Source organism: Gordonia sp. PP30 (genome assembly GCF_023100845.1).
GTDB lineage: Bacteria > Actinomycetota > Actinomycetes > Mycobacteriales > Mycobacteriaceae > Gordonia.
Genome location: NZ_CP095864.1, coordinates 2,904,197 through 2,925,543, shown reverse-complemented (window position 1 = coordinate 2,925,543; position 21,347 = coordinate 2,904,197). Strand labels below are relative to the sequence as shown.

17 protein-coding genes are annotated in these 21,347 nt (G+C 70.6%); 6 read left to right on the top strand and 11 right to left on the bottom strand.

The window, feature by feature from the left end; genetic code table 11:
• Positions 1 to 14 precede the first annotated feature (14 nt).
• Positions 15 to 584 (top strand): metallophosphoesterase family protein, encoded by a 570-nt coding sequence (locus tag MYK68_RS13490; RefSeq protein ID WP_247864195.1) that lies wholly within the window; start codon positions 15 to 17, stop codon positions 582 to 584.
• A gap of 163 nt (positions 585 to 747) precedes the next feature.
• Here MYK68_RS13490 and MYK68_RS13485 read toward each other — a convergent pair whose 3' ends face one another.
• Positions 748 to 1,443 (bottom strand): S1 family peptidase, encoded by a 696-nt coding sequence (locus tag MYK68_RS13485; protein ID WP_247864194.1) that lies wholly within the window; start codon positions 1,441 to 1,443, stop codon positions 748 to 750.
• Positions 1,444 to 1,653: 210 nt separating this feature from the next.
• On the opposite strand from MYK68_RS13485, the gene MYK68_RS13480 reads away from it, so the two are divergent.
• Positions 1,654 to 2,247, top strand: a complete 594-nt coding sequence (locus tag MYK68_RS13480; protein ID WP_247864193.1) for a class I SAM-dependent methyltransferase — start codon at positions 1,654 to 1,656, stop codon at positions 2,245 to 2,247.
• A gap of 110 nt (positions 2,248 to 2,357) precedes the next feature.
• Here MYK68_RS13480 and MYK68_RS13475 read toward each other — a convergent pair whose 3' ends face one another.
• The 3 genes from MYK68_RS13475 to MYK68_RS13465 form a co-directional block, all read right to left on the bottom strand.
• On the bottom strand, positions 2,358 to 3,953 hold the full coding sequence (locus MYK68_RS13475; protein ID WP_247864192.1) for an HNH endonuclease signature motif containing protein: 1,596 nt from the start codon (positions 3,951 to 3,953) through the stop codon (positions 2,358 to 2,360).
• A 185-nt stretch (positions 3,954 to 4,138) separates the two neighbouring features.
• The gene (locus MYK68_RS13470) at positions 4,139 to 4,660 is read right to left on the bottom strand and encodes a hypothetical protein (protein ID WP_247864191.1); all 522 of its coding nucleotides are present in this window, start codon (positions 4,658 to 4,660) and stop codon (positions 4,139 to 4,141) included.
• A 64-nt stretch (positions 4,661 to 4,724) separates the two neighbouring features.
• A complete protein-coding gene (locus MYK68_RS13465; protein WP_247864190.1) occupies positions 4,725 to 5,432 on the bottom strand; it encodes a hypothetical protein in 708 nt (235 codons plus the stop codon).
• Positions 5,433 to 5,513: 81 nt separating this feature from the next.
• Between MYK68_RS13465 and MYK68_RS13460 the strand changes: the two genes are divergently transcribed.
• Positions 5,514 to 6,026 carry an O-acetyl-ADP-ribose deacetylase gene (locus MYK68_RS13460; RefSeq protein ID WP_247864189.1) on the top strand — a complete coding sequence of 171 codons (513 nt, stop codon included), beginning with the start codon at positions 5,514 to 5,516 and terminating at the stop codon, positions 6,024 to 6,026.
• Between the two features lie 2 nt (positions 6,027 to 6,028).
• Positions 6,029 to 6,493: a hypothetical protein gene (locus tag MYK68_RS13455; RefSeq protein WP_247864188.1), complete on the top strand. Its 465-nt coding sequence runs from the start codon at positions 6,029 to 6,031 to the stop codon at positions 6,491 to 6,493.
• A 19-nt stretch (positions 6,494 to 6,512) separates the two neighbouring features.
• On the opposite strand, the gene MYK68_RS13450 is transcribed toward MYK68_RS13455, so the two are convergent.
• The 3 genes from MYK68_RS13450 to MYK68_RS13440 form a co-directional block, all read right to left on the bottom strand.
• On the bottom strand, positions 6,513 to 7,349 hold the full coding sequence (locus tag MYK68_RS13450; RefSeq protein WP_247864187.1) for an alpha/beta fold hydrolase: 837 nt from the start codon (positions 7,347 to 7,349) through the stop codon (positions 6,513 to 6,515).
• A gap of 31 nt (positions 7,350 to 7,380) precedes the next feature.
• Positions 7,381 to 8,712 carry an MFS transporter gene (locus MYK68_RS13445; RefSeq protein WP_247864186.1) on the bottom strand — a complete coding sequence of 444 codons (1,332 nt, stop codon included), beginning with the start codon at positions 8,710 to 8,712 and terminating at the stop codon, positions 7,381 to 7,383.
• Between the two features lie 196 nt (positions 8,713 to 8,908).
• Positions 8,909 to 12,235, bottom strand: coding sequence for a DEAD/DEAH box helicase (locus MYK68_RS13440; RefSeq protein WP_247864185.1), 3,327 nt, complete (start codon positions 12,233 to 12,235; stop codon positions 8,909 to 8,911).
• Between the two features lie 111 nt (positions 12,236 to 12,346).
• Here MYK68_RS13440 and MYK68_RS13435 point away from each other — a divergent pair, with 111 nt between their 5' ends.
• On the top strand, positions 12,347 to 15,535 hold the full coding sequence (locus MYK68_RS13435; RefSeq protein ID WP_247864184.1) for an ATP-binding protein: 3,189 nt from the start codon (positions 12,347 to 12,349) through the stop codon (positions 15,533 to 15,535).
• A gap of 10 nt (positions 15,536 to 15,545) precedes the next feature.
• On the opposite strand, the gene MYK68_RS13430 is transcribed toward MYK68_RS13435, so the two are convergent.
• The 4 genes from MYK68_RS13430 to MYK68_RS13415 form a co-directional block, all read right to left on the bottom strand.
• Complete coding sequence (locus tag MYK68_RS13430) at positions 15,546 to 16,415, bottom strand: ABC transporter permease (protein WP_247864183.1); 870 nt, start codon at positions 16,413 to 16,415, stop codon at positions 15,546 to 15,548.
• 1 nt (position 16,416) lies between these two features.
• Positions 16,417 to 17,430, bottom strand: a complete 1,014-nt coding sequence (locus MYK68_RS13425; protein WP_247864182.1) for an ATP-binding cassette domain-containing protein — start codon at positions 17,428 to 17,430, stop codon at positions 16,417 to 16,419.
• Between the two features lie 82 nt (positions 17,431 to 17,512).
• A complete protein-coding gene (locus tag MYK68_RS13420; protein ID WP_247864181.1) occupies positions 17,513 to 17,989 on the bottom strand; it encodes a DUF4262 domain-containing protein in 477 nt (158 codons plus the stop codon).
• A gap of 101 nt (positions 17,990 to 18,090) precedes the next feature.
• Positions 18,091 to 19,227: a DUF3089 domain-containing protein gene (locus MYK68_RS13415; protein ID WP_247864180.1), complete on the bottom strand. Its 1,137-nt coding sequence runs from the start codon at positions 19,225 to 19,227 to the stop codon at positions 18,091 to 18,093.
• A gap of 176 nt (positions 19,228 to 19,403) precedes the next feature.
• Between MYK68_RS13415 and dnaG the strand changes: the two genes are divergently transcribed.
• A complete protein-coding gene (dnaG, locus tag MYK68_RS13410; RefSeq protein WP_247864179.1) occupies positions 19,404 to 21,323 on the top strand; it encodes a DNA primase in 1,920 nt (639 codons plus the stop codon).
• Positions 21,324 to 21,347 lie beyond the last annotated feature (24 nt).

Sequence of the window (21,347 nt, the reverse complement as noted above, 5' to 3'; positions counted from 1 at the left end):
AGCACACTCTGGGGGTGCGCTATTTCACGGCCGACCTGCACCTTCAGCACCCCAAGCTCGCGGAGCTTCGCGGATTCGGGTCGGTGGCGGAGCACGACGCCGCCGTGATCGGCCGGCTCGCGGAACTCGGTGCCGATGACGAGCTGTGGGTGCTGGGTGACATCTGCTCCGGCGGGGTCGCGAGCATGGAGTCGGCCCTCGGGCAGTTGTCTGGGCTCGCGGTGCGGATGCACGCGGTGACCGGCAACCACGATCCGGCGCACCCGATGTACCGCGGCGCGCAGCGTCACTTCGCTGCGTATGCGGCGGTGTTCGAGTCGGTCCAGCAGTTCGCGCGGGTGAAGATCGGAGGCAACGGGGCGCTGCTCAGCCACTTCCCGTACGTCGGCACTCCGGATCGGTACGACCGCGACCAGTTCGCGCAATACCAGCTGCCGGATCTCGGGATGTGGCTGATCCACGGGCACACGCATGGGGAGGAACGACGGTCCGGGGAGCGCTCGCTGTGCGTGTCGTTGGAGGCGTGGGATCTCGGGCCGGCGACGGAGGAGGAACTGGGCGAGTTGATGCGGCCAGGTGGGTGAGACGAGATGGCCGCGCCCGTCCGGGTGGGTGGTCTCGACTGAGATGTTGGTCGAGCGAAGTCGAGACCTCGACCGGCGTGGGAGCCCGACCGGTATGGAGCTCGACCGGCAGAACGACAATCGCCCCGGCGCGGGAGCGCCGGGGCGATTGTTCAGAGGTCGATTAGATCGGGCGGAAGCCGGCGCCGATCTTGCCGTAGCGGTTGAGCGAGGCGACGATGTCGGTCATGTTGGTGGCGACCATCGGGGTGAAGACCGGGAACGCCGGGTTCACGCAGTGGATCGCGACGCCGAGGACGTACTGGCGGCCGTTCAGCATGCCGACCACCCGGTTGCCCTGCAGGACCGGGGCGCCGGAGTCGCCGGAGTTGCCGCACACGTAGCTGCTCGACTGGAGACCGTTGGCGTCGAGCACCGGGCCGCAGGTGAAGCCGGTGGTCCGGCCCTGCTTGCAGACGTTCGCACCGAAGCCGGGCATGCGGCCGACACCGCGGATGGTGGCACCTCCGACGGTGCGGACCGGGCGGACGCGGTTGGCGTCCAGGGCGATCACGGCGGCGTCGTACTTCGAGCTGGTCAGCGCGACGCGCCCGATGTTGCCGGCGCTGCGCTGGCGCTCGGCGTAGACCAGATCGCCCGGCTTGCCGCAGTGACCGGCGGTGAGCCCGACGAGCTGACCGGTACGGTCCCGGCCGACGGCGGTCATGGTGCACGCCGCCTTGCCGCCGAGCACGATCGCGGTGCCACCGCCGACCACGGCCTTCGGTGCGGCCTCCGCCTTCGCTGCCACGAGTGCGCCGGGCACCAGGGTCAGCAGCGTCAGGATCAGGCCCACCAGGGCGCGCCGGAACAAGGTCATGTGGATCTCCCAAGGAAAACAGTCAAGCGGATGGCTGCCGGACGAGAAACAAACCGTTCTTCCCGACATTGCAGGTGAGCATAGCAGTGACCGGCGACACCGGGCGGGACCGACGCGGTCCGCACCTCGCGATGCGCCGTCGCGGCGCCCACTCGCGCGCGAGTCGCGGGGCACTGGCTACCGTCTGGGTGAATGAGGATGGAGGAACTCATGAGTGTGATGTCGTCGTTCGAGGGGATCTTCTGCCGCTCGGCGCCGTGGGGGATGGTCGCGGACTGGGTGATCCTGCCGCTGATCGATGACGACTACGACTGGTCGGGGACGGTCCTGGAACTCGGCGGGGGCGCCGGGACCATGGCCGATCGGCTGCTCCGCGACCATGCGGAGATCGAGAAGCTGGTCCTGGTCGACGTGGATCCGGCGATGGTCCGCAGCGCCGGCGCACGACTGGCCCGGCACGGCGACCGGGCCGAGGTGGTGCTGACCGACGGTCCCGCGCTGCCGGTCGATCCGGGATCGGTGGACGTCGTCTGCGCGTGGCTGATGCTGCACCACGTGATCGAGTGGAAACCGTTGCTGGAGAAGGCGTTCGGCGCGCTGAGGCCGGGTGGCCGCCTGGTCGGGTACGACCTGTCGCGCGCCGTCCTCGGCGACGTGCTCCACGGAGTCACCCGGTCGGAGTACCTGTTGATCGACCCCGGCGAACTCCGCGAGGAACTGACCCGCATCGGCTTCGGCGACGTTCAGGTGCACTCGAAGGCTCTCGGGCAGCTGATGACCTTCACCGCGGTGCGGCCCGCCTGACCGGTCTGGCTGAGCACTGTAGACCAGTGACCCTTGGAGTCGGACTTCGTGCCGGAGCCGGTCTGTGGGCTGGTCCCGGGCACGCCTGGTGGCCCGGCCACGCATGGTGGTCAGGCCGCCAGGAGTTGTTCGAGGAGGAGTTCGACGCCGGAGTCGGTGCCGGACGGCGAGGTGGTCTCGGCTGAGATGTTGGTCGAGCGAAGTCGAGACCTCGACCAGCACGGGGTGGCGCCGAGCCGGTGATTCACGATCGGTGGCGGAGAGCGGTCTTCGGCCGGGGTCTCCGGTCCGGTGCGGAGTTTGTCTGGGTGGAACAGCGGGTTGACGATCCACGGCCCTGCCCGCCCGACCGGCCGCCACCCGACGCGGCCCTTGTCCGGTCCGTCGGTGAGGACTGTCGATTCCCACTCGCCGGGGTTCTTGCCGTTCCAGCGGTTGTGCTTGCCGCACGCCCCGCCGAGGTGGTCGATGTCGGTGGGACCGCCGTCCTGCCAGTCCGGCATGTGATGGGCCTGCGTCTGGGTGAACGGCCGCGTGCAACCCGGCGCCGTGCACCCGCGGTCGCGGGCGAACAAGGCCAGCCGCTGCGCCCGCGACGCCAGCCGGTGAGCGCGGCCGAGGTAGAGCGGCTGCCCGGTGGCCTTGGCGAACACCGCCAGATACGGCACCGCGTCGGCGGCCATTCTCACCAGATCACTGACCGGCATCCGGGTCCCGGTCGCCGTCCACGCCACCCCGGCCCCGCGAGCCAGATCCTCATCGGTCACGGTCACCACGATCTGATTACGCAGACTCTCCGGCTTAGCGTGCACGGACTGGGCGTTGGCCCACGCCAGCAAGGCCAGCAGCGCGTCGTGCTGACGCCGGCCCAGTAGCCGGGTGTCGCGTTCGGCTGCCGCGGCGAGCACGGCCGGGTCGAGGCCGGGCTGATCGGCCGCACCGTGCGGGGAGTCCGGGTCGTCGGGGTTGTTCATGCCGGGGGCGGCCCACCGGGTGAACATGACCTCGAACTCGGCCCGCAACTGCGGCGTCAGGCGGGCCTGGACCGCCGACATCAACTGCCGGTCCTGCGCGGAGAGCCGGAACTTGGCCTGCCGCTGCCGGTCTTTATCGTCGGCGAGGGTGCCGTCGGGGTCGAGGTGGGCCAGGATCCGGTTCCCGACGATGGTGACCCCGGCCGGGTTCAGGGTGCGGGCCGCCGCGGCCAATAGTTCCTCGGCCCTCGCCCGCTGCTCCGGGTCGACCGAGGCGGGGATCTTGTCCATCACCTCGTCGATCGCCCACACGTGTCCGTCCCCGATCGCTCCGTCGGTGACCGCGGCCGCGGTCGCCGGATACTTCGGCGCCAGACGCTCGCCGGCCATCGCGGTGAACCGGCCGACGGAGGCCGCGGTCACCCGGCGGCGCCGGGATTCGGCTTCCCCGATCCGCAGTCCGTGGGCGAGCAGCTGGTGCAGTGTGGTGTAGCCGGCCCGCTGATAGGCGCCGCGGTCGGAGATCTCCACCAGCAGCGCCGCATCGGCGACCACACTCTTACGGCGCGTCTCCTCCCGGGATTCCAGCAGAGCGAGAAGACCGTCCTCGGACAGTGCCGCCAGCGGGGCGCCCGCCAGGGACTCCTCGGCAGCGTCGATCACCGCCACCAGGTCCGCCGGAGCAAGGCCGGCCAGGACGCCGCGGGCGTCGAACGCGTCGTCGTCGCTCATCACGGACCCCCCCTTCCGGCCGAGCTGGGGATGGTTCTTCCCTTACCCCCAGAATACGCACACCGTGGTGTGTAAACAACAGTCAGCTAGAACTTACTTTCGAGTAGACTGGTGGACGGGAGTCGACGCCCAGAATGCCGGGCGGGCTCGTCGGTGCTCCGGCGGTCTCCGAGGGGCCGGCCGGATCAGTGACCGAGACGGCGCAGGAAGTCTTCGATGGTCCAGGGTGAGCCGGCATCCGGCAGACCCGGCAGCGGCAGCGCCTCGCTGACGTCGAACCCGAACGCATCGGGGCTCGCCTCGCCGGACTCGGAGACCAGCCACGTCACGCAGATCTCGGCGGCGAGCCGGGCGTCGTCGACGTAGATCGCGCCGTCGGTGCAATCGCTGGTGGGATCCTCGCCGAACCACAGATCGGGTGTGGCGGCACTCGCGTCGTGGTCGACGTAGCTCGTCGCCTCCATCACCACATGCGACCGGCGCACCAGGTAGCGGCCGTGCCGCAGCACGACGATCTGCGCGCAGAGCGCTTCGAGCGGATCGTCGAAGGTCTCGGCGTCGAGCGGTTCGTCGTCGATCCGCATGTCCTTCGGCCCGAAGTCGATGGTGACGCCGGGCGGGATCTCGGGTAGCGAGTCGGCCAGCCAGACGGTCATCTGATCCCAGGTCTCGCAGCCGACGAAGTCCTCGTCGTGGTCGTCGCTCACGAGTCTGCCCTCCTGCCGCCGGTCTCGATCGATTCTAATCCCGCGGGGCAGGTGGGCGCTGCGCTCACTGCGCGTGGCGGCCCTCCGGCTCCGTGCGGGTCTCCGCCGGAACGATGTACGTGATCGTCACATCCCACGGGGCGACACCCCAGCGGTTGACCGCGTCGATCGCGAGCGTCCCCGCGGCCCGGAGCGCGTCGTCGGTGATAGGCGCGCTGACTGTCTGGCCCTCCGTGTCGTCGGTGGCCGGCCACACGGTGCTGCCGGCCGGCACGGGCACCGTCTCCAGCACGATCTGTTCACCGTGCTCACCCGACATCGCCGCGATGAGGCAGTAGCGGCCATCCGAATCGTCCCAGCCACCGGGTTCGACGACGATCAGCTCGCCCCGGCCGAAGGCCTCGCCGGCCGCGCACGCCACCGCGTCGCGGAGATCGTCCCACGGGCTGCCGGCGACCTCGCTCGGCGGCTCGGACGTGAAGACGCGCCCGCCGACCTGATAGCCGTCGGCGGTGTGCTCGGCGGCGTGTCGTTCCTGAAGCATCAGAGTGCCGGAATCCTCGTCGAACAGGCACGCCTCCCGGTAGCGGCCGGGCGCGATCCGGGTGCGTGCCACCCCGCCGAGCCCGACCACCGCGGAGAACGCCTCGGCGTCGTGCAGATGCCAGATGGTCGATTTGTCCGTCCACACCTGGACCAGGCCGCCGACCGGAACGCTGAAGACGGCGGTGGTGAGTGTGGTGCCCTCGTCGATCGGGAAGTCTTCGGCCATCGCTCCTCATTCTCCGGTGCGGATTCGGTCCTTCTCTCCACTATGCCCGGCCCGGCATGAGTTCGCAGATAGGCTCGATGAATGAGGCGGATCGACCTGGTGCGGGGAGACATCACCGCGCTGGTCGTGGACGCCGTGGTGAACGCGGCGAACGGCCGGATGCGTGGTGGCGGCGGCGTCGACGGTGCCATTCACCGCGCCGGTGGACCGGCGATCCTCGAGGATTGCGTACGACGCTTCCCGCGGGGGCTGGCCACCGGCGACGCGGGCTGGACCACCGCGGGCGACCTGCCCGCCCGCTGGGTGATACACACGGTGGGACCCGATCACGCCGCGGGACAGCGGGATCGTTCGCTGCTCGTCTCGTGCTATCGGCGCAGTCTCGAGGTCGCCGACCGGCTCGGCGCGCGGAGCGTCGCGTTCCCGCTGATCAGCGGCGGGGTGTACGGCTGGCCGCGCGACGACGCGGTCGCCGCCCAGGTCGACACCGTCGCGCGGTACGGTCCGGGACCGGAGCGGGTGCTGCTGGTCGCGTTCGACGACGAGATCGCCCGCCTGCAGCGGGCACGACTGCGCGCGATCGAGGAGGAATAGGGATGCGTGGCGAACAGGCTCGGTCCGGCGTCAAGGGGAGGGGGTGGGCGGCGCTGGTCGCGGTGGCGGCGATGCTGCTCGCCGGGTGTTCGGCCGACCGGCACGACACACCCGCGACGGTGGTCACGCAGATCGAGACGGTCACCGCCACGCCGTCGAGCAGCCCGGTCCCGGAAGCGCAGACGCAGGACCCGCCGGAGACGACGACGGCACAGACCGCGACGACGACGCAGACCGAGACGACGACGGCGCAGGCCGGGCCCGCGATCGGCACCCCGTGCATCGGCGCGGACACCGGGAAGCGGGCGGTGGACCCCAGCGGCACCGCGATCGTCTGCGACCAGTATCAATGGCGGGCGGACACCGGACAGCAGCCCGGCCATTCGTGGGCGGACGACCAGACCGCCTGGATGGAGTGCCTCGAAACGCACACCCAGGACGAATGCCGCGCGCTGCTCAATCACTGACGCGGCCGCCGACGGTCGATCAGTGGCTGGCGGCGATCCGCTCCAGGACGATGGTCGCCAGCTCCTCCGCGTCGTGCTCGGGAATCCAGTGCCCGGCGCCGGTGAGTACCTCCAGCCGGTAGTCGGCGATCACGTAGTCGGCGGCCAGTTCGGCGCCGCGCCGGACGAGCGCCGTGTCGCGCGCTCCCCATACGTGGGTGGTGGGCACCGCGACGCGGCGGGCGAGCGCGGGCGGGGTGCTCAGCATCATCGCGCGATACCAGTTGAGCGCACCGGTGAGACCGCCGGATTCGATGAGCCGGTGCACGTCGGTGAGCTGGTCGTCGTCCATGCCCGACCGGCGCAGCAGTTCGTCGAGCACACCTGGGAAGCGGTCGAGCAGGAGGTCGGGCACCAGTGGCGGCTGAAACGCGGCCATGTACCAGGAGTGCAGTGCCTGACTGCTGCTGAGGAACGACTTGAGGAAGGCGCCCGGGTGCGGCACCGACACGGTGGTCAGCGAACGCAGCAGCTCGGGGTGGCTGGACGCCAGGCCCCACGCGACGGCGGCTCCCCAGTCGTGGCCGACCAGGTGCACGGGGCCGTCACCCAGTTGATCGATCAGGGCCACGGTGTCGGCGACGAGTTCGGTGGTCCGGTACGGCGCGCGGCCCTTCGGCCGGGCCCGCGGCGAGTAGCCGCGCTGATCCGGTGCGACGGTGCGGTAGTGGGCGTCGTTCAGGAGCGGTGTGACTTTGCGCCACGACGACGACGTCTGCGGAAACCCGTGCAGCAGAACGACAGTGCCCTTCGCCACGCCGTGCGCCGGTGAATCGGCGACGTCGAACGTGAGGCCCTCCCGGGTGAAGTGCTCCATGGTTCGTTCCTCCCTCGATCATCTTCCGGGCTCAGGGTACGTCGGGCGCCCCGAGACCCGAGAGGTCGACGTCGGTCTCCGGCGTCGCCAGCGGGTGCGCGGCCTCGTCACGCCAGAGACCGGCCGCCAGATACAGGAGCACGGCGACCGGGAACGGCAGCAGGCCAGCCAGCACGAACGTCCACCCGATCCCGATCAGTTGCGCGGCCGGCGCGGCGAGCGCCATCGACACCGGCATGAGGGCGCCGGAGACGAAGAAGTCGAGGCTCGACACCCGGCCGAGCAGCTCGGTGGGCACCCGTCGCTGCAGCAGGGTGCCCCACAGGACGAGCGGGCCGTCGAGCATCAGGCCCATCAGGAAACCGGCCACCACGAACAGCACCGTGTGGCGGGCGAAACCCATGATCACCAGTGGGATCGCGCACACCGACCAGAGCGCGAACATCACCGTCAGGTAGCGGCGCGGCATGCGGACCGACGCGAAACCGAGAGCGCCCAGGGCGGCGCCGGCACCGAACGCGGCGAGCACGAGCGAGTGACTGGAGGCGTCGCCGCCGGCGCGGTCGCGCAGCGCGAACGGGACCAGCACCTCGATCGGTCCCATCACCATGAGGATGAGGAAGCACGCGTAGAGCAGGGTGGACCACAGCCACGGGGTCCGCCGTACGTATCCGATGCCCTCGCCGAGGTCGGCGATGACGGCGCGCACCGGGTGGCGGGTGTCGGCGGGCTTCTCGTCGCCGGTGGCCTCCCGTTCGGCGACCGGGCCCATCGCGCGATAGCAGGCGCCGGACAGCACGCAGGCGATCGCGCCGACGACGATCGCCGTGCCCGGCGAGGTCTGGCCGATGATCAGGCCGGCGAGCATCGGGCCCGCGGCCTGGTAGAGCACCGGCCGCAGAATGCCTTCGACGCCGTTGGCGGCCAGCAACTGGCCGGCGTCGATCACGCGCGGCAGCAGCGCCGAGTAGGCGGGGTAGTACATGCCGGTGGTGATCCCGCCGAGTAGTGCGGCGACGGCGAGGTGTCCGAAGGTGAGGACGCCCAGCAACGAGGCGATCCCGACCGAGCCGAAGGCGAGGAGCTTCACCGTCTCCAGGCCGACGACGATCTTGCGCTGACTCACCCGGTCGGCGAGGACGCCGCCGAACAGGGTCGACGCGATCATCCCGACCGCGGCGATCCCCGAGACGAGGGAGACGCGGCCGGGGCCGCCGCCCAGGCCGATCACCTGCCAGACCAGGGCGATCAGCCAGATGCCGTCGCCGAACAGGGCCAGTGCCAGCCCGGCGGCCAGCCACCGGTACTGGCGCACGGCGAACGGGCGCAGTACCCGGGGGAGGCGGGAGGTCGGGGCGGTCACCGGTCGAGGATGCCCGATGACGGTGGTCCGGGGCCAGCGAGATTCGGGTTCGAGGGTTGGTCTGGACTTCGCTCGACCGTCATGGGGCTCGGCCGTCGTGGGGGGTGGTCTCGACTTCGCTCGACCGTCATGGGGTGGTCGTCCATCGTGGGGTGCTCGACCGTCATGGGGGCTCGACCATCATGGTGGTCGGCCGTCACGGGGTGATGAGGCGGCGGATGTCGTCGGCGGTGAGGGCGCCGGAGAACTGCTCGCCGTCGTCGATGAGGGCGTCGAACAGGGCACGCTTGCGGTTCTGCAGGTCGATCACGCGTTCCTCGATGGTGCCGGTGGAGATCAGCCGGTAGACGGTGACGGGGCGCTCCTGGCCGATGCGGTGAGCGCGATCGACGGCCTGTGCCTCGGCGGCCGGGTTCCACCAGGGGTCGGCGACGAAGCAGTAGTCGGCCGCGGTGAGATTGAGTCCGAAGCCGCCGGCTTTGAGGCTGATCAGGAAGACCTTGGTCTGTCCGGAGGTGAACTGCTCGATCTCGTGCTGGCGCCGACGGGCGCTCATGGTCCCGTCGAGGTAGCTGAACGCGATCCCGGCGCCGATCAGCGAGTCGGCGATCAGCGTCAGGAAACCGGTGAAGCTGCTGAACACCAGCGCGCTGTGTCCCTCGTCGAGCAGTACCGGGAGGCGTTCGGACAGGTAGGTGATCTTGGTCGACGCGATCGCGGAATGCTGATCGTCGACCAGTCCGGGATGCAGGCTGAGCTGACGCATCCGGGTGAGTGCCTGGAGGATCTGCATCCGGTTGTCCTCCCAATTGTCCAGCAGTCCGAGGACCTTCTGGCGTTCGCGGGCGAGGAAGACGTCGTAGATCTTGCGGTGTGCGGGGTCGAGGTCGAGCCCGACGACGGATTCCTGCTTCGGCGGCAGGTCGTCGGCGACCTGATCCTTGGTGCGCCGCAGCATGATCGGCTTGAGCCGCCGGCGCAGGACCCGCAGCCGCTCGGGATCGGTGCCGTTCTCGATCGGTACCGCGAAGTGCTCGCGGAACTTCTTCGGGCTGCTGTACAGGCCGGGCGCGACGAGAGAGATCAGCGACCACAGCTCCATCACGTTGTTCTCCATCGGCGTACCGGTGATGGCGAGCTTGAACGGTGCGGCCAGCCGCCGGGCGGCCTGGTGCGTCTTGGAGTGATGATTCTTGACGAACTGCGCCTCGTCGAAGATCGCGCCGTCCCAGGTGATCTCGGCGAACGCGTCGTAGTCGATCCGGAGCAGCGTGTACGACGTGACGACGATGTTCGCGTCGCCGATCTGCTCGGCGAGCGACGTCCCGCTGCGCTTCTGGGTCGAGGTGACGGTGGCGACGCGCAGGCCCGGCGCGAACCGCCCGGTCTCGGCGGCCCAGTTGCCGATGACGCTGGTCGGTGCCACCACCAGGAAGCGCGCGTTCGGCCGCTCCTGCGCGACGCGGGTGATCAGCGCCAGCGTCTGGACGGTCTTGCCGAGGCCCATGTCGTCGGCCAGGATCCCGCCGAGCCCGTTGTCCCAGAGGAAGCTCAGCCAGGCGAGACCGTCGCGCTGGTAGCTCCGCAGGGTCGCGGCGAGCCCGGGGGCGGGCTCGACCGGGCCGGGTGGACGCGCGTGCGCGAGCCGCGTCATCTGCCCGTGCCACTGCGCGAGCTGCTCGGAGACCACGCCGAGGCTGAGCAGTTCGTCCCACATGGTGGCGTTGGGATGGGCGGTGTTCACCTTCGCGCCGTCGAGATCGCCCAGAGCGCGGGCCTCGAACAGCAGGTCGCGCAGGCGGTCCAGCTCCGGGGTGCGCAGATCGAAGTAGCGGCCGCTGGCGAGCACCGAATAGCGCTCGCCGTGCACCAGGTCTTCGATGATCGAGGTGATCGGGATCAGTTCGCCGTCGACCTCGATCTCGATGTTCAGGTCGAGCCATTCGTGCGCGCCGCTGGTGCCGAAGTGCAGCACCGGGTCGGTCACCTCGCGGAAGTCCTTGTCCTCGCCGGTGATCTCGACCTCGATCAGACCGGGCGCGGTGATCCGGTTGACCAGTTCGCCGCACAGGATCGCGGTGTCGGGCAGGTCGAGGCCGAGCGGGATCAGCAGATCGGCGATCGGTGCTTTCGCGGCCATCACCTCGGGCGCCGAGGGCTCGGGTACACGCGCACCGCGCCGCGGCGACGATCCCGTCCTCCATTTGTGCGCGAGCCGGGTCCCGGCCCGGTTCAGACCGGCGAGGGCGTCGCGCCAGCGGCTGTTGCCGATGACGAACAGTTCGAGTTCCGGTCGTGCCCGGCGCCACATCTGCCGTTCGGCCTCGCTGTCGCGAAAGCCGGTCTGGCGCTGAGGGACCGCCGGATCGAAGTCGCGGCGCTCGCCGTCCACGCGGTACGCGGTGCGCCAGCGGGTCCGCGAGCCGTAGTCCTCGACCTCGATGCGCAGCAGCGGGAACGGCGCGGAGACCTCCGGGGGACGCAGCCCGGCGTCGGGCACGGTGACGTGGCGTCGGGCGGTGAGCGTGGGCAGGGCCGCGGTGAAGTCGTCGTAGTCGGCGGTGGGGATCTCGATCGGATCGCCGGTGAGCAGCCGGGTCTCCATCGGGGTGACGGTGCCGAGCGGTCCCAGACGCAGCGCGGTGCCGCGCCGGACCGCGGCGCCGGTCGCCGGTTCGCCGAGGACCGCGGTGTCGTCGCCGTCGGTGGACTCGTCGTCGAGTGTGATCTCGGCGGACAGGTGCGCCCCGGTGTCGTGCGGTTCGACACGGTAGGCGACGGCGAGGGCATCGGTGAGCTCGACGCTCTCGACCTCTCCGGCCGCGAGCAGCGGCAGCCCGGCGTCGACGGCGCCGCGCAGGACCTTCCAGAAGGCGGCCGGAGCCCGCGCCAGTTGCAACTGGGCGGGTAGTCGCGCCGAGACTCCGCGGTAGCGCTGGACGCCGCCGGAGGAGAAGATCGCGGCGATCGCGCTCAGGCCGTCGAACGCGCCCGGCTCGTAGCCGTCGCCGCTGCCCTCCAAGGCGACGGTCCACGGCAGGTGCGGCGTCCACGATCCGTCGGGCTGGCAGACGAGCGGGCGGATGCCGACGCCGAGTTCGCCCAGCGGAGTGCGCCGGGCTTCCACTTCCAGGCCCACCTCCCGGACCGGGGCGGCCGGGCCGGGCTCGGATCGCTCGGCGGTCACCTCGTCGAGCAGCGCCCGCCACGGGGACTCCGGGTCGGCGGTGCCGACGGCCGCCAGAATCAGTGCGGCGCAGTGCTTGCAGTCCGATGCGACCGGGCAGGAGCAGACGCCGAAGGCATCGACCACGGTGTCGCCCCGGCGGACCAGCGTGACCGTGCTGCGATACCGGCTGGTCCCCGAGCCGCGGCAGCGGCCGCGCAGCACCGTCGGCGACGTCCACTCGATCTCGGAGATCCGGTCCTGCGCCGCGTAGCCGCGTCCGCGCTGCACGTCGGGCCCGGGCAGGTGCGCCAGCGCCTGCTCGGCCTGCGCCGACGACCAGTTCGGAGTATCCATCGAGGCCAGGGTAGCGAGCCCCGCCGACGCCCGGCAGACGCTGTCCACAGCCCGGTTCGCGTGACGGCGGCGGGCCTGTGGACAACTCCCGGCGCCCAGTAGGCTGACCGGGTGACAGCGGCGACGATCGGTCTGCTCGGGCCGGTGACGGTGGACGGCACGCCCGTGCCCGGAATCCGCGCGCGCCGCCTCCTGGTCTCCCTCGTGCTGGCCGGCGGCCGGGTGCGGTCGGCGCAGCGGCTGATCGACGACGTCTGGGACGACGCGCCGCCCAAGTCGCCGCACGCGGCCCTGCACACCCAGATCTCCCGGCTGCGGCGGTTGCTGCCGCCCGCCGAGGTCGTCGGCGATCCGGCCGGTTACCGGCTCGACGGCGCCGTGACCGATCTGGCGCTCGCCGACGACCTGCTGGCCGCCGGAACCCCGGAAGCGCTGGCGCGGGCGCAGGAACTCTGGCGCGGTGCTCCCGGCGACGACCTGGACGGTGGGGAGCTCGCCCGCGAACTCCAGGTGGCCGCCGAAGGCGTACGGCGCCGCGTCGACGACCGGCGCGCCCATCTCGCGCTGACCGCCGGCGAATTCGACGTGGTCCGGGGGCTCGCCGAAACCCGTTGTGCCGCGGATCCGCTGGACGAGGAGGCGCATCTGCTGCTGATGCGCGCACTGTCCGGTCAGGGACGTCGTGCCGAGGCGCTCGCCGTCTTCGCGGGTCTGCGTCGCGCGCTGGCCACCGAACTCGGCATCGATCCCGGCCCCGAGATCACCGCCCTCAACACCGAACTGTTGACCGGTCCACCCGCATCGAAGGCGCAGGTCGCCGCGCCGGAGTCGCCGGTGCGGGCGGTACCCCGCGCCCGGGCGAGTGGCCTGCGGGCCGAGAGCACCCCGCTGGTCGGCCGTGACGACGACCTCACCGCCGTCGAGGCGCTGCTCGCCGCGCATCGGGTGGTGACGGTGCAGGGACCCGGCGGCATCGGCAAGACCCGGTTCGCCAACGCCGTCGGACTGCGCCTCGCCGGGCGCGGAGACACCGTCTGGTTCGTGCCGCTCGCCTCGGTCCGGAACGACGACGACGTGGCCGCCGCGCTGGCCGGTGCGCTCGGCGTGGGCGAGGCCGACGTGTCCGGCTCGGGACGCATCCGCACCACGATCAGCGAGGTCACCGCCCTGCTCGCCGAGGCGGTGGCCGGGCGCCGGGCACTCATCGTGCTGGACAACTGCGAGCAGGTGGTCGACGGCGCCGCGCGCATCGTCGACGAGCTGGTCGCCGTCGCGCCGGAACTGACCGTGCTGGCCACCAGCCGTGCTCCGCTGATGATCCCGGCGGAGCAGACCTACCAGCTGCCGGTGCTGGCCACCGATGGTCGTGCGCCGGCGGTGGAACTGTTCCTGATGCGGGCCCGCGCGGCACGACCGGCCGCGCAGCTGGACCGGGCCGCCGTGGCGCGGCTCTGCGAATACCTGGACGGACTGCCGCTCGCGATCGAGCTGGCCGCGGCGCGCATTCGCACCATGAGTGTCGAGGAGATCACCGAGCGGCTCGCCGAGCGATTCACCCTGCTGCGCTCGACCGATCGCACCGTGCCCGACCGTCACCGCACCCTGCACGCGGTGATCGAGTGGAGCTGGGAACTCCTCACCCCCGACGCCCGGCGGCTCCTGACCCGGATGTGCCGGTTCCCCGGTGGCTTCGACCGCCGGGCGGCGGCGCAGGTCAGCGGTTTGCCGCCGATGGCGCTCGACGATGCGCTGACCGCGCTGGTGAACCAGTCCCTCCTTCAAGTGATCGACGACGGTGCGCACGTGCGCTACCGGATGATGGAGATGGTCCGCGAGTTCGGTGAGGAGCAGGTGGCGGCCGATCCGGACCGGTCGGCGGAGATCGATGTCGCGATGGCCGCCTGGGCCCGGCTGCTCTGCGAGCGGCTCCGGGAACATTTCGATCGGTCCGTCGACCGCGCGCTGGTCGATTCGGTCGCCTCCGACGTGGAGAACCTGGTTTGGGTGCTGCGCGGCGCGCTCGCGGGGCCGGTCGTGGACACCGACACCGTGGTCCATGTGTTTCCGGTCCTGTCCGCGCTGTGGTCGGTGCGGGGTCTGCACGCCGAGATCGGTTCCTGGGGTGACCGGATTCTGCGGTCGCTGGGCGGTCCGCCGGCCGATCTGGACGAGGCCGCCCGCGAGCGCTGGCAGCTGACGGTGATCGCGGCGGCCGCACCGCTTCTCGCGCAGCAGTCGCCGCGGGGACTGGCGATCGCACGGTCGCGGTTGCGGCACATGTACCGGCCGGATCTGGTGCTGGAGCGGCCCGCCGACTTCATCAGCGGTTTCGCGGTCGCCCGCACCGGTGTCGACCGGATCCGGCTGCTCGAGCGCGCGCCCGATCACGGTGGCCGGGACGTGCGGGAACTGGCGCTCGGCCTGCGCACGAACATCCGGGAGAACGCGGGCAACCTGGTGGGGGCGATGCGCGACTGCGTGCGGCTCGCCGGGTCCGGCGCGCGGGACCCGTGGGTACACGCGATGAATCAGCTCAGCATGGGCAGCCTGCACAGCCAGCAGGGCGATTGGGCGGCCGCCGCTCCGCATTTCCAGACCGCGATCGACGAACTCGAGCAGATGGGTGCGTCCGACGATTCGCTCCAGGCACAGTACTTCCTGACGGTCGCCCTGATCGCCACCGGCGAGCTCGACCGCGCGGAGGCACTGCTGCTGTCGGTCTGCGAGTTCGATCCGGATATGCCGCTGCCACAAGGCGATACCGAGGCGATCGCGGCCCAGGCCATCTGCTGGGCCGCCCTGCGTCACGCGCGCGGCGAGGACGGCGCCGAGCTGTACCGCGGCGCGGCGGAAGTCCTGCTGCGCGACTATCGGCCCGACCGCGCCGACCCCGGCGCGAACGTCCTGCTGGCGAGCGCGGTGTGCGGGCTGGTGCAGGTCGGCCGCGCGGACTGGGCCCAGGAGTGGCTGCCGACGGTCGCACGGGGATTGCGAGAGGCGCTGGCCAATCCGCTGTGGCGCGACATCCCGCAACTCGGGTCGACGTGTCTGGCGGTCGGCCTGCTGCTGGTGCGCGAGCCCGGCGCGGAGAGCGACGGCGCGGTGCTGATGGAGATCGGTGCCCGCCTGCGAGTACGGCAGGACTATCCGGCGGTGTACGACACGCTGGTGCGCCGGCGGGAGTTCGCCCCGGTGGACGCGCGGACCTGGGACGCCGTCGCGCGGCGGACGGAACAGATGTCCCGCCGCCGCGCGATGGAGGAGGCCGCCGAGATCCTCGACCGGCGCTTCGGCCGGTGAAGGCCCGGGGTCAGCGCGCCTCGCGGATGTAGGCGCGGACCGTGAGGGGAGCGAACACGGCCACCAGGACGGCGGCGCCGAGCAGGCTCCAGACCACGTGCATGCCGACGTGGCCGCTGTTGCAGAGTTCGCGGACCGCGGAGACCAGCTGGCTGACCGGGTTGACCTTGACGAAGGCCTGCAGCCAGCCGGGCATGGTGTCGACCGGGACGAACGCGTTGGAGGCGAAGGTCAGCGGGAAGATGACCATCATCGAGATGCCCTGCACCGCGGACGACTTCTTCACCAGGCAGCCCATCAGGGCGAAGATCCACGACACGGCGAACGCGCACACGAGGATCAGCAGCACCGAGCCGACGGCCCCGGCGGCATCCGGTCGCCAGCCCATCGCGATACCGACCACGAAGGTGATGACCGACGCGATCAGATAGCGGATGACGTCGGCCAGGAGTGCGCCGGCCAGCGGACTGATCCGCGCGATCGGCAGTGACCGGAAGCGGTCGAAGACGCCCTTCTCCATGTCCTCGCGGAGCTGGGTGCCGGTCACGACCGACGACATCACGACGGTCTGCACCAGGATTCCGGGGATGATCACGGGCAGGTAGTTCTTGACGTCACCGCTGATCGCGCCGCCGAAGATGTAGGTGAACATCACGGTGAAGAGGATCGGCATGAAGGTGACGTCGAACAGCTGCTCCGGGTTGTGCCGCAGCTTCAGCAGACCGCGATAGCCCATCGAGAACGACTGCCGGATCGTGTCGGCGAGACCGATGGAGCGGGTGGCCGTGGAACGCACGGCGGCGATGGAGACGCCGGTGGTCGCCGCATCGGGGGCGCCGGGCGCGGTGGGCGAGTCGGAGGTGGTCAGGGTGGTGGTCATGTCAGACCTCCTTCTGGTCGGAGTCGGCGGCGGCCGCGCCGTCGCCGGTGAGAGTGAGGAAGACCTCGTCGAGAGTCGGCCGCTGGACGTTGATCTCGTCGAGTGCGATACCCGATTCGCGCAGTGCGATGAGGACGTCCGGGACCAGGTCCGGCTGGTGCATCGGCACGGTCACCCGGCCCGCCTCGGGGGAGACGGCCGCGGTCTCGCCGAGCACGGTCCCGGCGAGTTCGGCGACGCGGGGGATGTCGGCGCGATCGACCGGGGTGAGCTGCAGCGTGCTGGAACCGACGGACTGCTTGAGATGGTCGGCGGTGCCCTCGGCCACGACCAGACCGCGGTCGATCACGGCGATCCGGTCGGCGAGCTGATCGGCTTCGTCGAGGTACTGGGTGGTGAGCAGCACGGTGGAGCCGCCAGCGACCAGTTTGCGGATGGTGGTCCACATCTGGGCGCGGGTCCGCGGATCCAGGCCGGTGGTCGGCTCGTCGAGGAAGATCAGCGGCGGGGTGTCGACCAGGCTCGCGGCCAGGTCGAGGCGTCGCCGCATGCCGCCGGAGAAGTCTTTGAGGGGACGGTCCGCGGCCTCCTCGAGCGCGAAGTCGTGCAGCAGTTCCTCGGCGCGCGACCGGGCGGCGGCACGCGAGAAGCCGAGCAGCCGGGCGAACAGCCGCAGGTTCTGGCCTGCGGTGAGGTCCTCGTCGACCGACGCGTACTGGCCGGTGACACCGATCAGCGAGCGCACGGCGACGGCGTCGCGCACCACGTCGTACCCGAAGATCTCGGCGCTGCCGGCGTCCGGGTGCAGCAGCGTCGCGAGCATGCTGATGGTGGTGGTCTTGCCCGCGCCGTTGGGTCCGAGGACGCCGTAGACGGAGCCGGCGGGTACGGCGAGGTCGACGCCGTTGACCGCGCGGGTGGCACCGAAGTGCTTCACCAGGCCGCGAGCGTCGATCGCCAGGTCGGTGGTGGCGGTGGCCCGGCCGATGGGGTCGGGCAGAGTGGTGTTGGTCATGACGGCAACTCTGCGCGCCACCGCTGTCGCCGCCCTTGCACCGGCTTGCGTGGGCTGTCCCCGGCTTGCCTCACGCGGCGCGTCAGGCGGCACCGATCTGCGGCACCCCGGACAGGGGCTGCACCTCGCGCGCGTACTCGTAGCCCGGCTGCCAGGGGAAACGACCGCCGACGTCGGGCCAGATCAGCTGCACGACGGGCACGTCCGGCCCGTAGAGCAGGCGCGTGACCGTCAGTTCCGCGGTGTCGACGGCGGGCAGTGCCGCCAGCCGGTAGGGCGGACGCAGCACGCGGTCGATGCGGGGGCGGTCGAGCAGGGCGGCGTCGTCGATCAGCAGTTCCGCGGCGCGGTTGAGAAGGCCGCACGCGGTCTCCGGCTCGAGGCCGTAGATCAACAGCTCCGGCCGGGAGAACTCGGTGAGGCCCGTGGTGTAGGCGAAGGCGGGGCCGAGTTCGTCGCCGTAGACGCCGGTGACCGCCCAGCGGCCCGCCGCGATCTGGGCCAGCGCGTTGCCCACGAGGTCGTCCGAACCGTCGCAGCGAGGGTCGAATTCGCACATGATGTTCTCCTTGTCGGGACCGGGTATCGATCGTCTGTTCGATACGGTGCCGACGCTACGCCGGGGGTACGACAGTCGCGGAGAACGCGCGGATGCCCAGGTCAGGCGCGGTACGCCGCCGACTGCTGCGCGACGATGGAGACGAGTCGTTCGAGCCCGAAGTTCATGTCGAGTAGATGGGTGTCGAACAGCGGCAGCTCGTTGACCGACTGCGGTTTGACCATGGAGATCCGCAGGCGATGGAAGCCGTTCGGGTCGACGCAGCGGCTGACGCCGCGCCCCGGCCCGGTGGTCCAGGTGGACGAGGAGCTCGGCAGCCCGTCGGGCAGCGTGGTGTAGGTCATCAGGAGGCTGATCACGCCGAACGCGTACGGCGTGGACGGGACCGTGGCGCCGACCGGGGCGGTGATGCCGCTCAGCTTCGCCGGATCGGTGCAGGCCACCTGGTACGCCGGGCCGGTCGGCAGACCCATCGGTCCGCTCAGCAGATCGAGCGAACTGCTGCCGAACAGTGACGGCAGCGGCAGCAACTCGGTGGAGTAGGCGGTGACGCAGCCGGCCTGCCCGCGCCGGGTACAGATCGGGATGTGCCGGAAGTCGCCGCCGGTGGTCTTGCCGCGAGCGGTCAGGACGTTGCCGCCCATCAGTACCGCACCGACGAACCTCTTGCGCAGCTCCGGCTTGGGATCGATCTCCTCGCGGATCAGCTTGCGCAGCATCATGGTGCCCTGCGAGTGCCCGATGAACACGACGCCGCGGCCGTGGTTCTCGGTGCGCAGATAGGTCTTCCAGGCCCGCAGGACGTCGCCGTAGGCGACGTTCGCCAGGTCGCGGTTGCCGACCCACGACGCCATCGCGGCCGGGGAGAGGCCCCACAGCGTCATCTGGCGGTAATTCGGGGCGAAGACCCGGCACTGGCTGTTGAACGGCGCCGCCTGGAACCGGGCGATGGACTCCGTCGCCGGCACCGCGTGTCCGGGGGCGAGGAACGAGGGGTTGTCGGTGACCGTGGGGTAGACGTAGAAGCAGTCGATCGGCTTGTCCTGCTGGCGGCCGTTGGTGGCGGGGTACTTCTTGCCGGTGCCCTTGTCGGTGCGGTCGTTCGGCAGGTCGCAGGGATCGTTCTTCATCTTCGGATGGCACAGCCAGTCGACGCCGTCGATCACCTTGGCGGTCGCCGTGCCGGGCGCGATCACCGCCAGGCCGAGGACGAGCGCCAGGACCGCCGCGATCGTCATGCTCCGGTTTCGTATGTTGCGCATGGTGAAGAGCCTCGTTCCCATCGAGTGATCACAGCTGTAAGCAGATACTAGGGATGGTACGGCCGGGTGGGTCCGGGAGGTTCGCTTCGGCCGAAACCGCGCGGGGTCGTGACCGATCCCGGCTGGGTGCGGCGCCCGGCTAGACTGGCCGGGTGCCAGGCAGAATCCCCGATCGCGACATCACGGCCATCCGTGAACAGACGCGGATCGAGGACATCGTCGGCGACTACGTGGCGCTGCGCCGCGCCGGCGCCGACAGCATGAAGGGTCTGTGCCCCTTCCACGACGAGAAGACGCCGTCGTTCCACGTCCGGCCCAACCACGGACACTTCCACTGCTTCGGCTGCGGTGAGGGCGGCGACGTCTACACCTTCCTGCAGAAGCAGGAGCACATCAGCTTCGTGGAGGCCGTCGAGCAGTTGGCCGACCGGATCGGCTATCGCATCAACTACGAGGGCGGTGGCACGACGATCCACCGCGACCGCGGGACGCGCGCGCGGCTGGTCGCCGCCAACGCCGCCGCGCAGCGCTACTACGCCGAGCAGCTGCGGACGCCGGATGCCAAAGTGGCCCGCGACTTCCTGACCGAGCGCGGGTTCGACGCCGCGGCCGCGGAGACCTTCGGCTGCGGGTACGCGCCGGCCGGCTGGGACACGATGACCAAAGTGCTGCTGTCGCAGGGATTCTCGTTCCAGGAGCTGGAGGCCGCCGGGCTGTCCAAGCAGGGGCGGATGGGCCCGATCGACCGGTTCCATCGTCGTCTGCTGTGGCCCATCCGGAACCTGGCCGGCGACGTGATCGGCTTCGGTGCGCGCAAGCTGTTCGACGACGACAACCTCGGCAAGTACATGAACACCCCCGAGACCATGCTCTACAAGAAGAGCCAGGTGCTGTTCGGGCTCGACCTGGCCAAACGGGAGATCGCCAAGGGGCACCAGGTGGTGATCGTCGAGGGCTACACCGACGTGATGGCCATGCACATGGCCGGGGTGCCGACCGCGGTCGCGTCCTGTGGCACCGCCTTCGGCGAGGACCACCTCGCGCTGATCCGCCGGTTGATGATGGACGACAGCTACTTCCGCGGCGAGGTGATCTACACCTTCGACGGTGACGACGCCGGGCAGGCGGCGGCGCTGAAGGCCTTCGAGGGAGAGCAGTCGGTATCCGGACAGACCTTCGTCGCGGTCGCGCCGGACGGGATGGACCCGTGTGAACTGCGGCAACGGTCGGGTGACGCCGCCGTCCGCGACCTGATAGCCCAGCGCATCCCGATGTTCGAGTTCGCCATCAAGGCGCTGCTGGCCACGCACGACCTGGACACCGCCGAGGGCCGTGTCGCCGCGCTGCGCGATGCCGTGCCGGTCGTCGCGCGGATCCGTGACGTCGCCCTGCGCGACGAGTACGCGCGGCAGCTCGCCGGCTGGGTGGGCTGGGAGGACGTCGCCCAGGTGCTGGGACGGGTTCGGCAGCAGGCCGGGCGCGGTCGTGGCCGATCAGGGCAGGCGGCTCCCGGGCGGGGCCGTCGTCCGGGCCGGTTCGCCGCGCCGGAGGCGTCGTCTCCGCCGCCCACCGCACGGCCCCTCGCCAACGACCCGCGGCTCTGGCCGCAGCGCGAAGCTCTCAAGGCGGCGATCCAGTATCCCGGCATCGCGGGTACCGTCTTCGATTCGCTTCCGGTGGAGTGTTTCACCGAGCCGGCGTATGCGCTTGTGCGACAGGCGATCTCCACCATCGGTGGTACGGCGGCGGGCATGTCGGGCGCGTCGTGGGTCGATGCGATCAGCCAGGCCGTCGACAATCCGGCGCTGACGCCGCTCGTGACGGAACTGGCCGTGGAGGACCTGCCGGTGGCCGAGGACGGCCTGCCGCGCTACATCAACAGCGTGCTCGCGCGGTCGCAGGAGGTGTGGGTCGGCGCGCAGATCGGCGACCTCAAATCCAAGTTGCGGCGCATGTCGCCCGGCGGCGACCCGGATGCGTACAACGCGCTGTTCGGCGATCTGGTCGCGCTGGAATCGTACCGGCGGAGCCTGCTGGAGCAAGCCGTCGACGCGGGTGCCGGCACCCTGTAGCACCGGGCTCGGGCCCAAGCTGCC

Coding starts and splice junctions, on each gene's coding strand:
- MYK68_RS13485 (WP_247864194.1), bottom strand. CDS start 1,443: ATGACCTTGTTCCGGCGCGCCCTGGTGGGCCTGATCCTGACGCTGCTG.
- MYK68_RS13480 (WP_247864193.1), top strand. CDS start 1,654: ATGAGTGTGATGTCGTCGTTCGAGGGGATCTTCTGCCGCTCGGCGCCG.
- MYK68_RS13475 (WP_247864192.1), bottom strand. CDS start 3,953: ATGAGCGACGACGACGCGTTCGACGCCCGCGGCGTCCTGGCCGGCCTT.
- MYK68_RS13465 (WP_247864190.1), bottom strand. CDS start 5,432: ATGGCCGAAGACTTCCCGATCGACGAGGGCACCACACTCACCACCGCC.
- MYK68_RS13460 (WP_247864189.1), top strand. CDS start 5,514: ATGAGGCGGATCGACCTGGTGCGGGGAGACATCACCGCGCTGGTCGTG.
- MYK68_RS13455 (WP_247864188.1), top strand. CDS start 6,029: ATGCGTGGCGAACAGGCTCGGTCCGGCGTCAAGGGGAGGGGGTGGGCG.
- MYK68_RS13450 (WP_247864187.1), bottom strand. CDS start 7,349: ATGGAGCACTTCACCCGGGAGGGCCTCACGTTCGACGTCGCCGATTCA.
- MYK68_RS13440 (WP_247864185.1), bottom strand. CDS start 12,235: ATGGATACTCCGAACTGGTCGTCGGCGCAGGCCGAGCAGGCGCTGGCG.
- MYK68_RS13430 (WP_247864183.1), bottom strand. CDS start 16,415: ATGACCACCACCCTGACCACCTCCGACTCGCCCACCGCGCCCGGCGCC.
- MYK68_RS13425 (WP_247864182.1), bottom strand. CDS start 17,430: ATGACCAACACCACTCTGCCCGACCCCATCGGCCGGGCCACCGCCACC.
- MYK68_RS13420 (WP_247864181.1), bottom strand. CDS start 17,989: ATGTGCGAATTCGACCCTCGCTGCGACGGTTCGGACGACCTCGTGGGC.
- MYK68_RS13415 (WP_247864180.1), bottom strand. CDS start 19,227: ATGACGATCGCGGCGGTCCTGGCGCTCGTCCTCGGCCTGGCGGTGATC.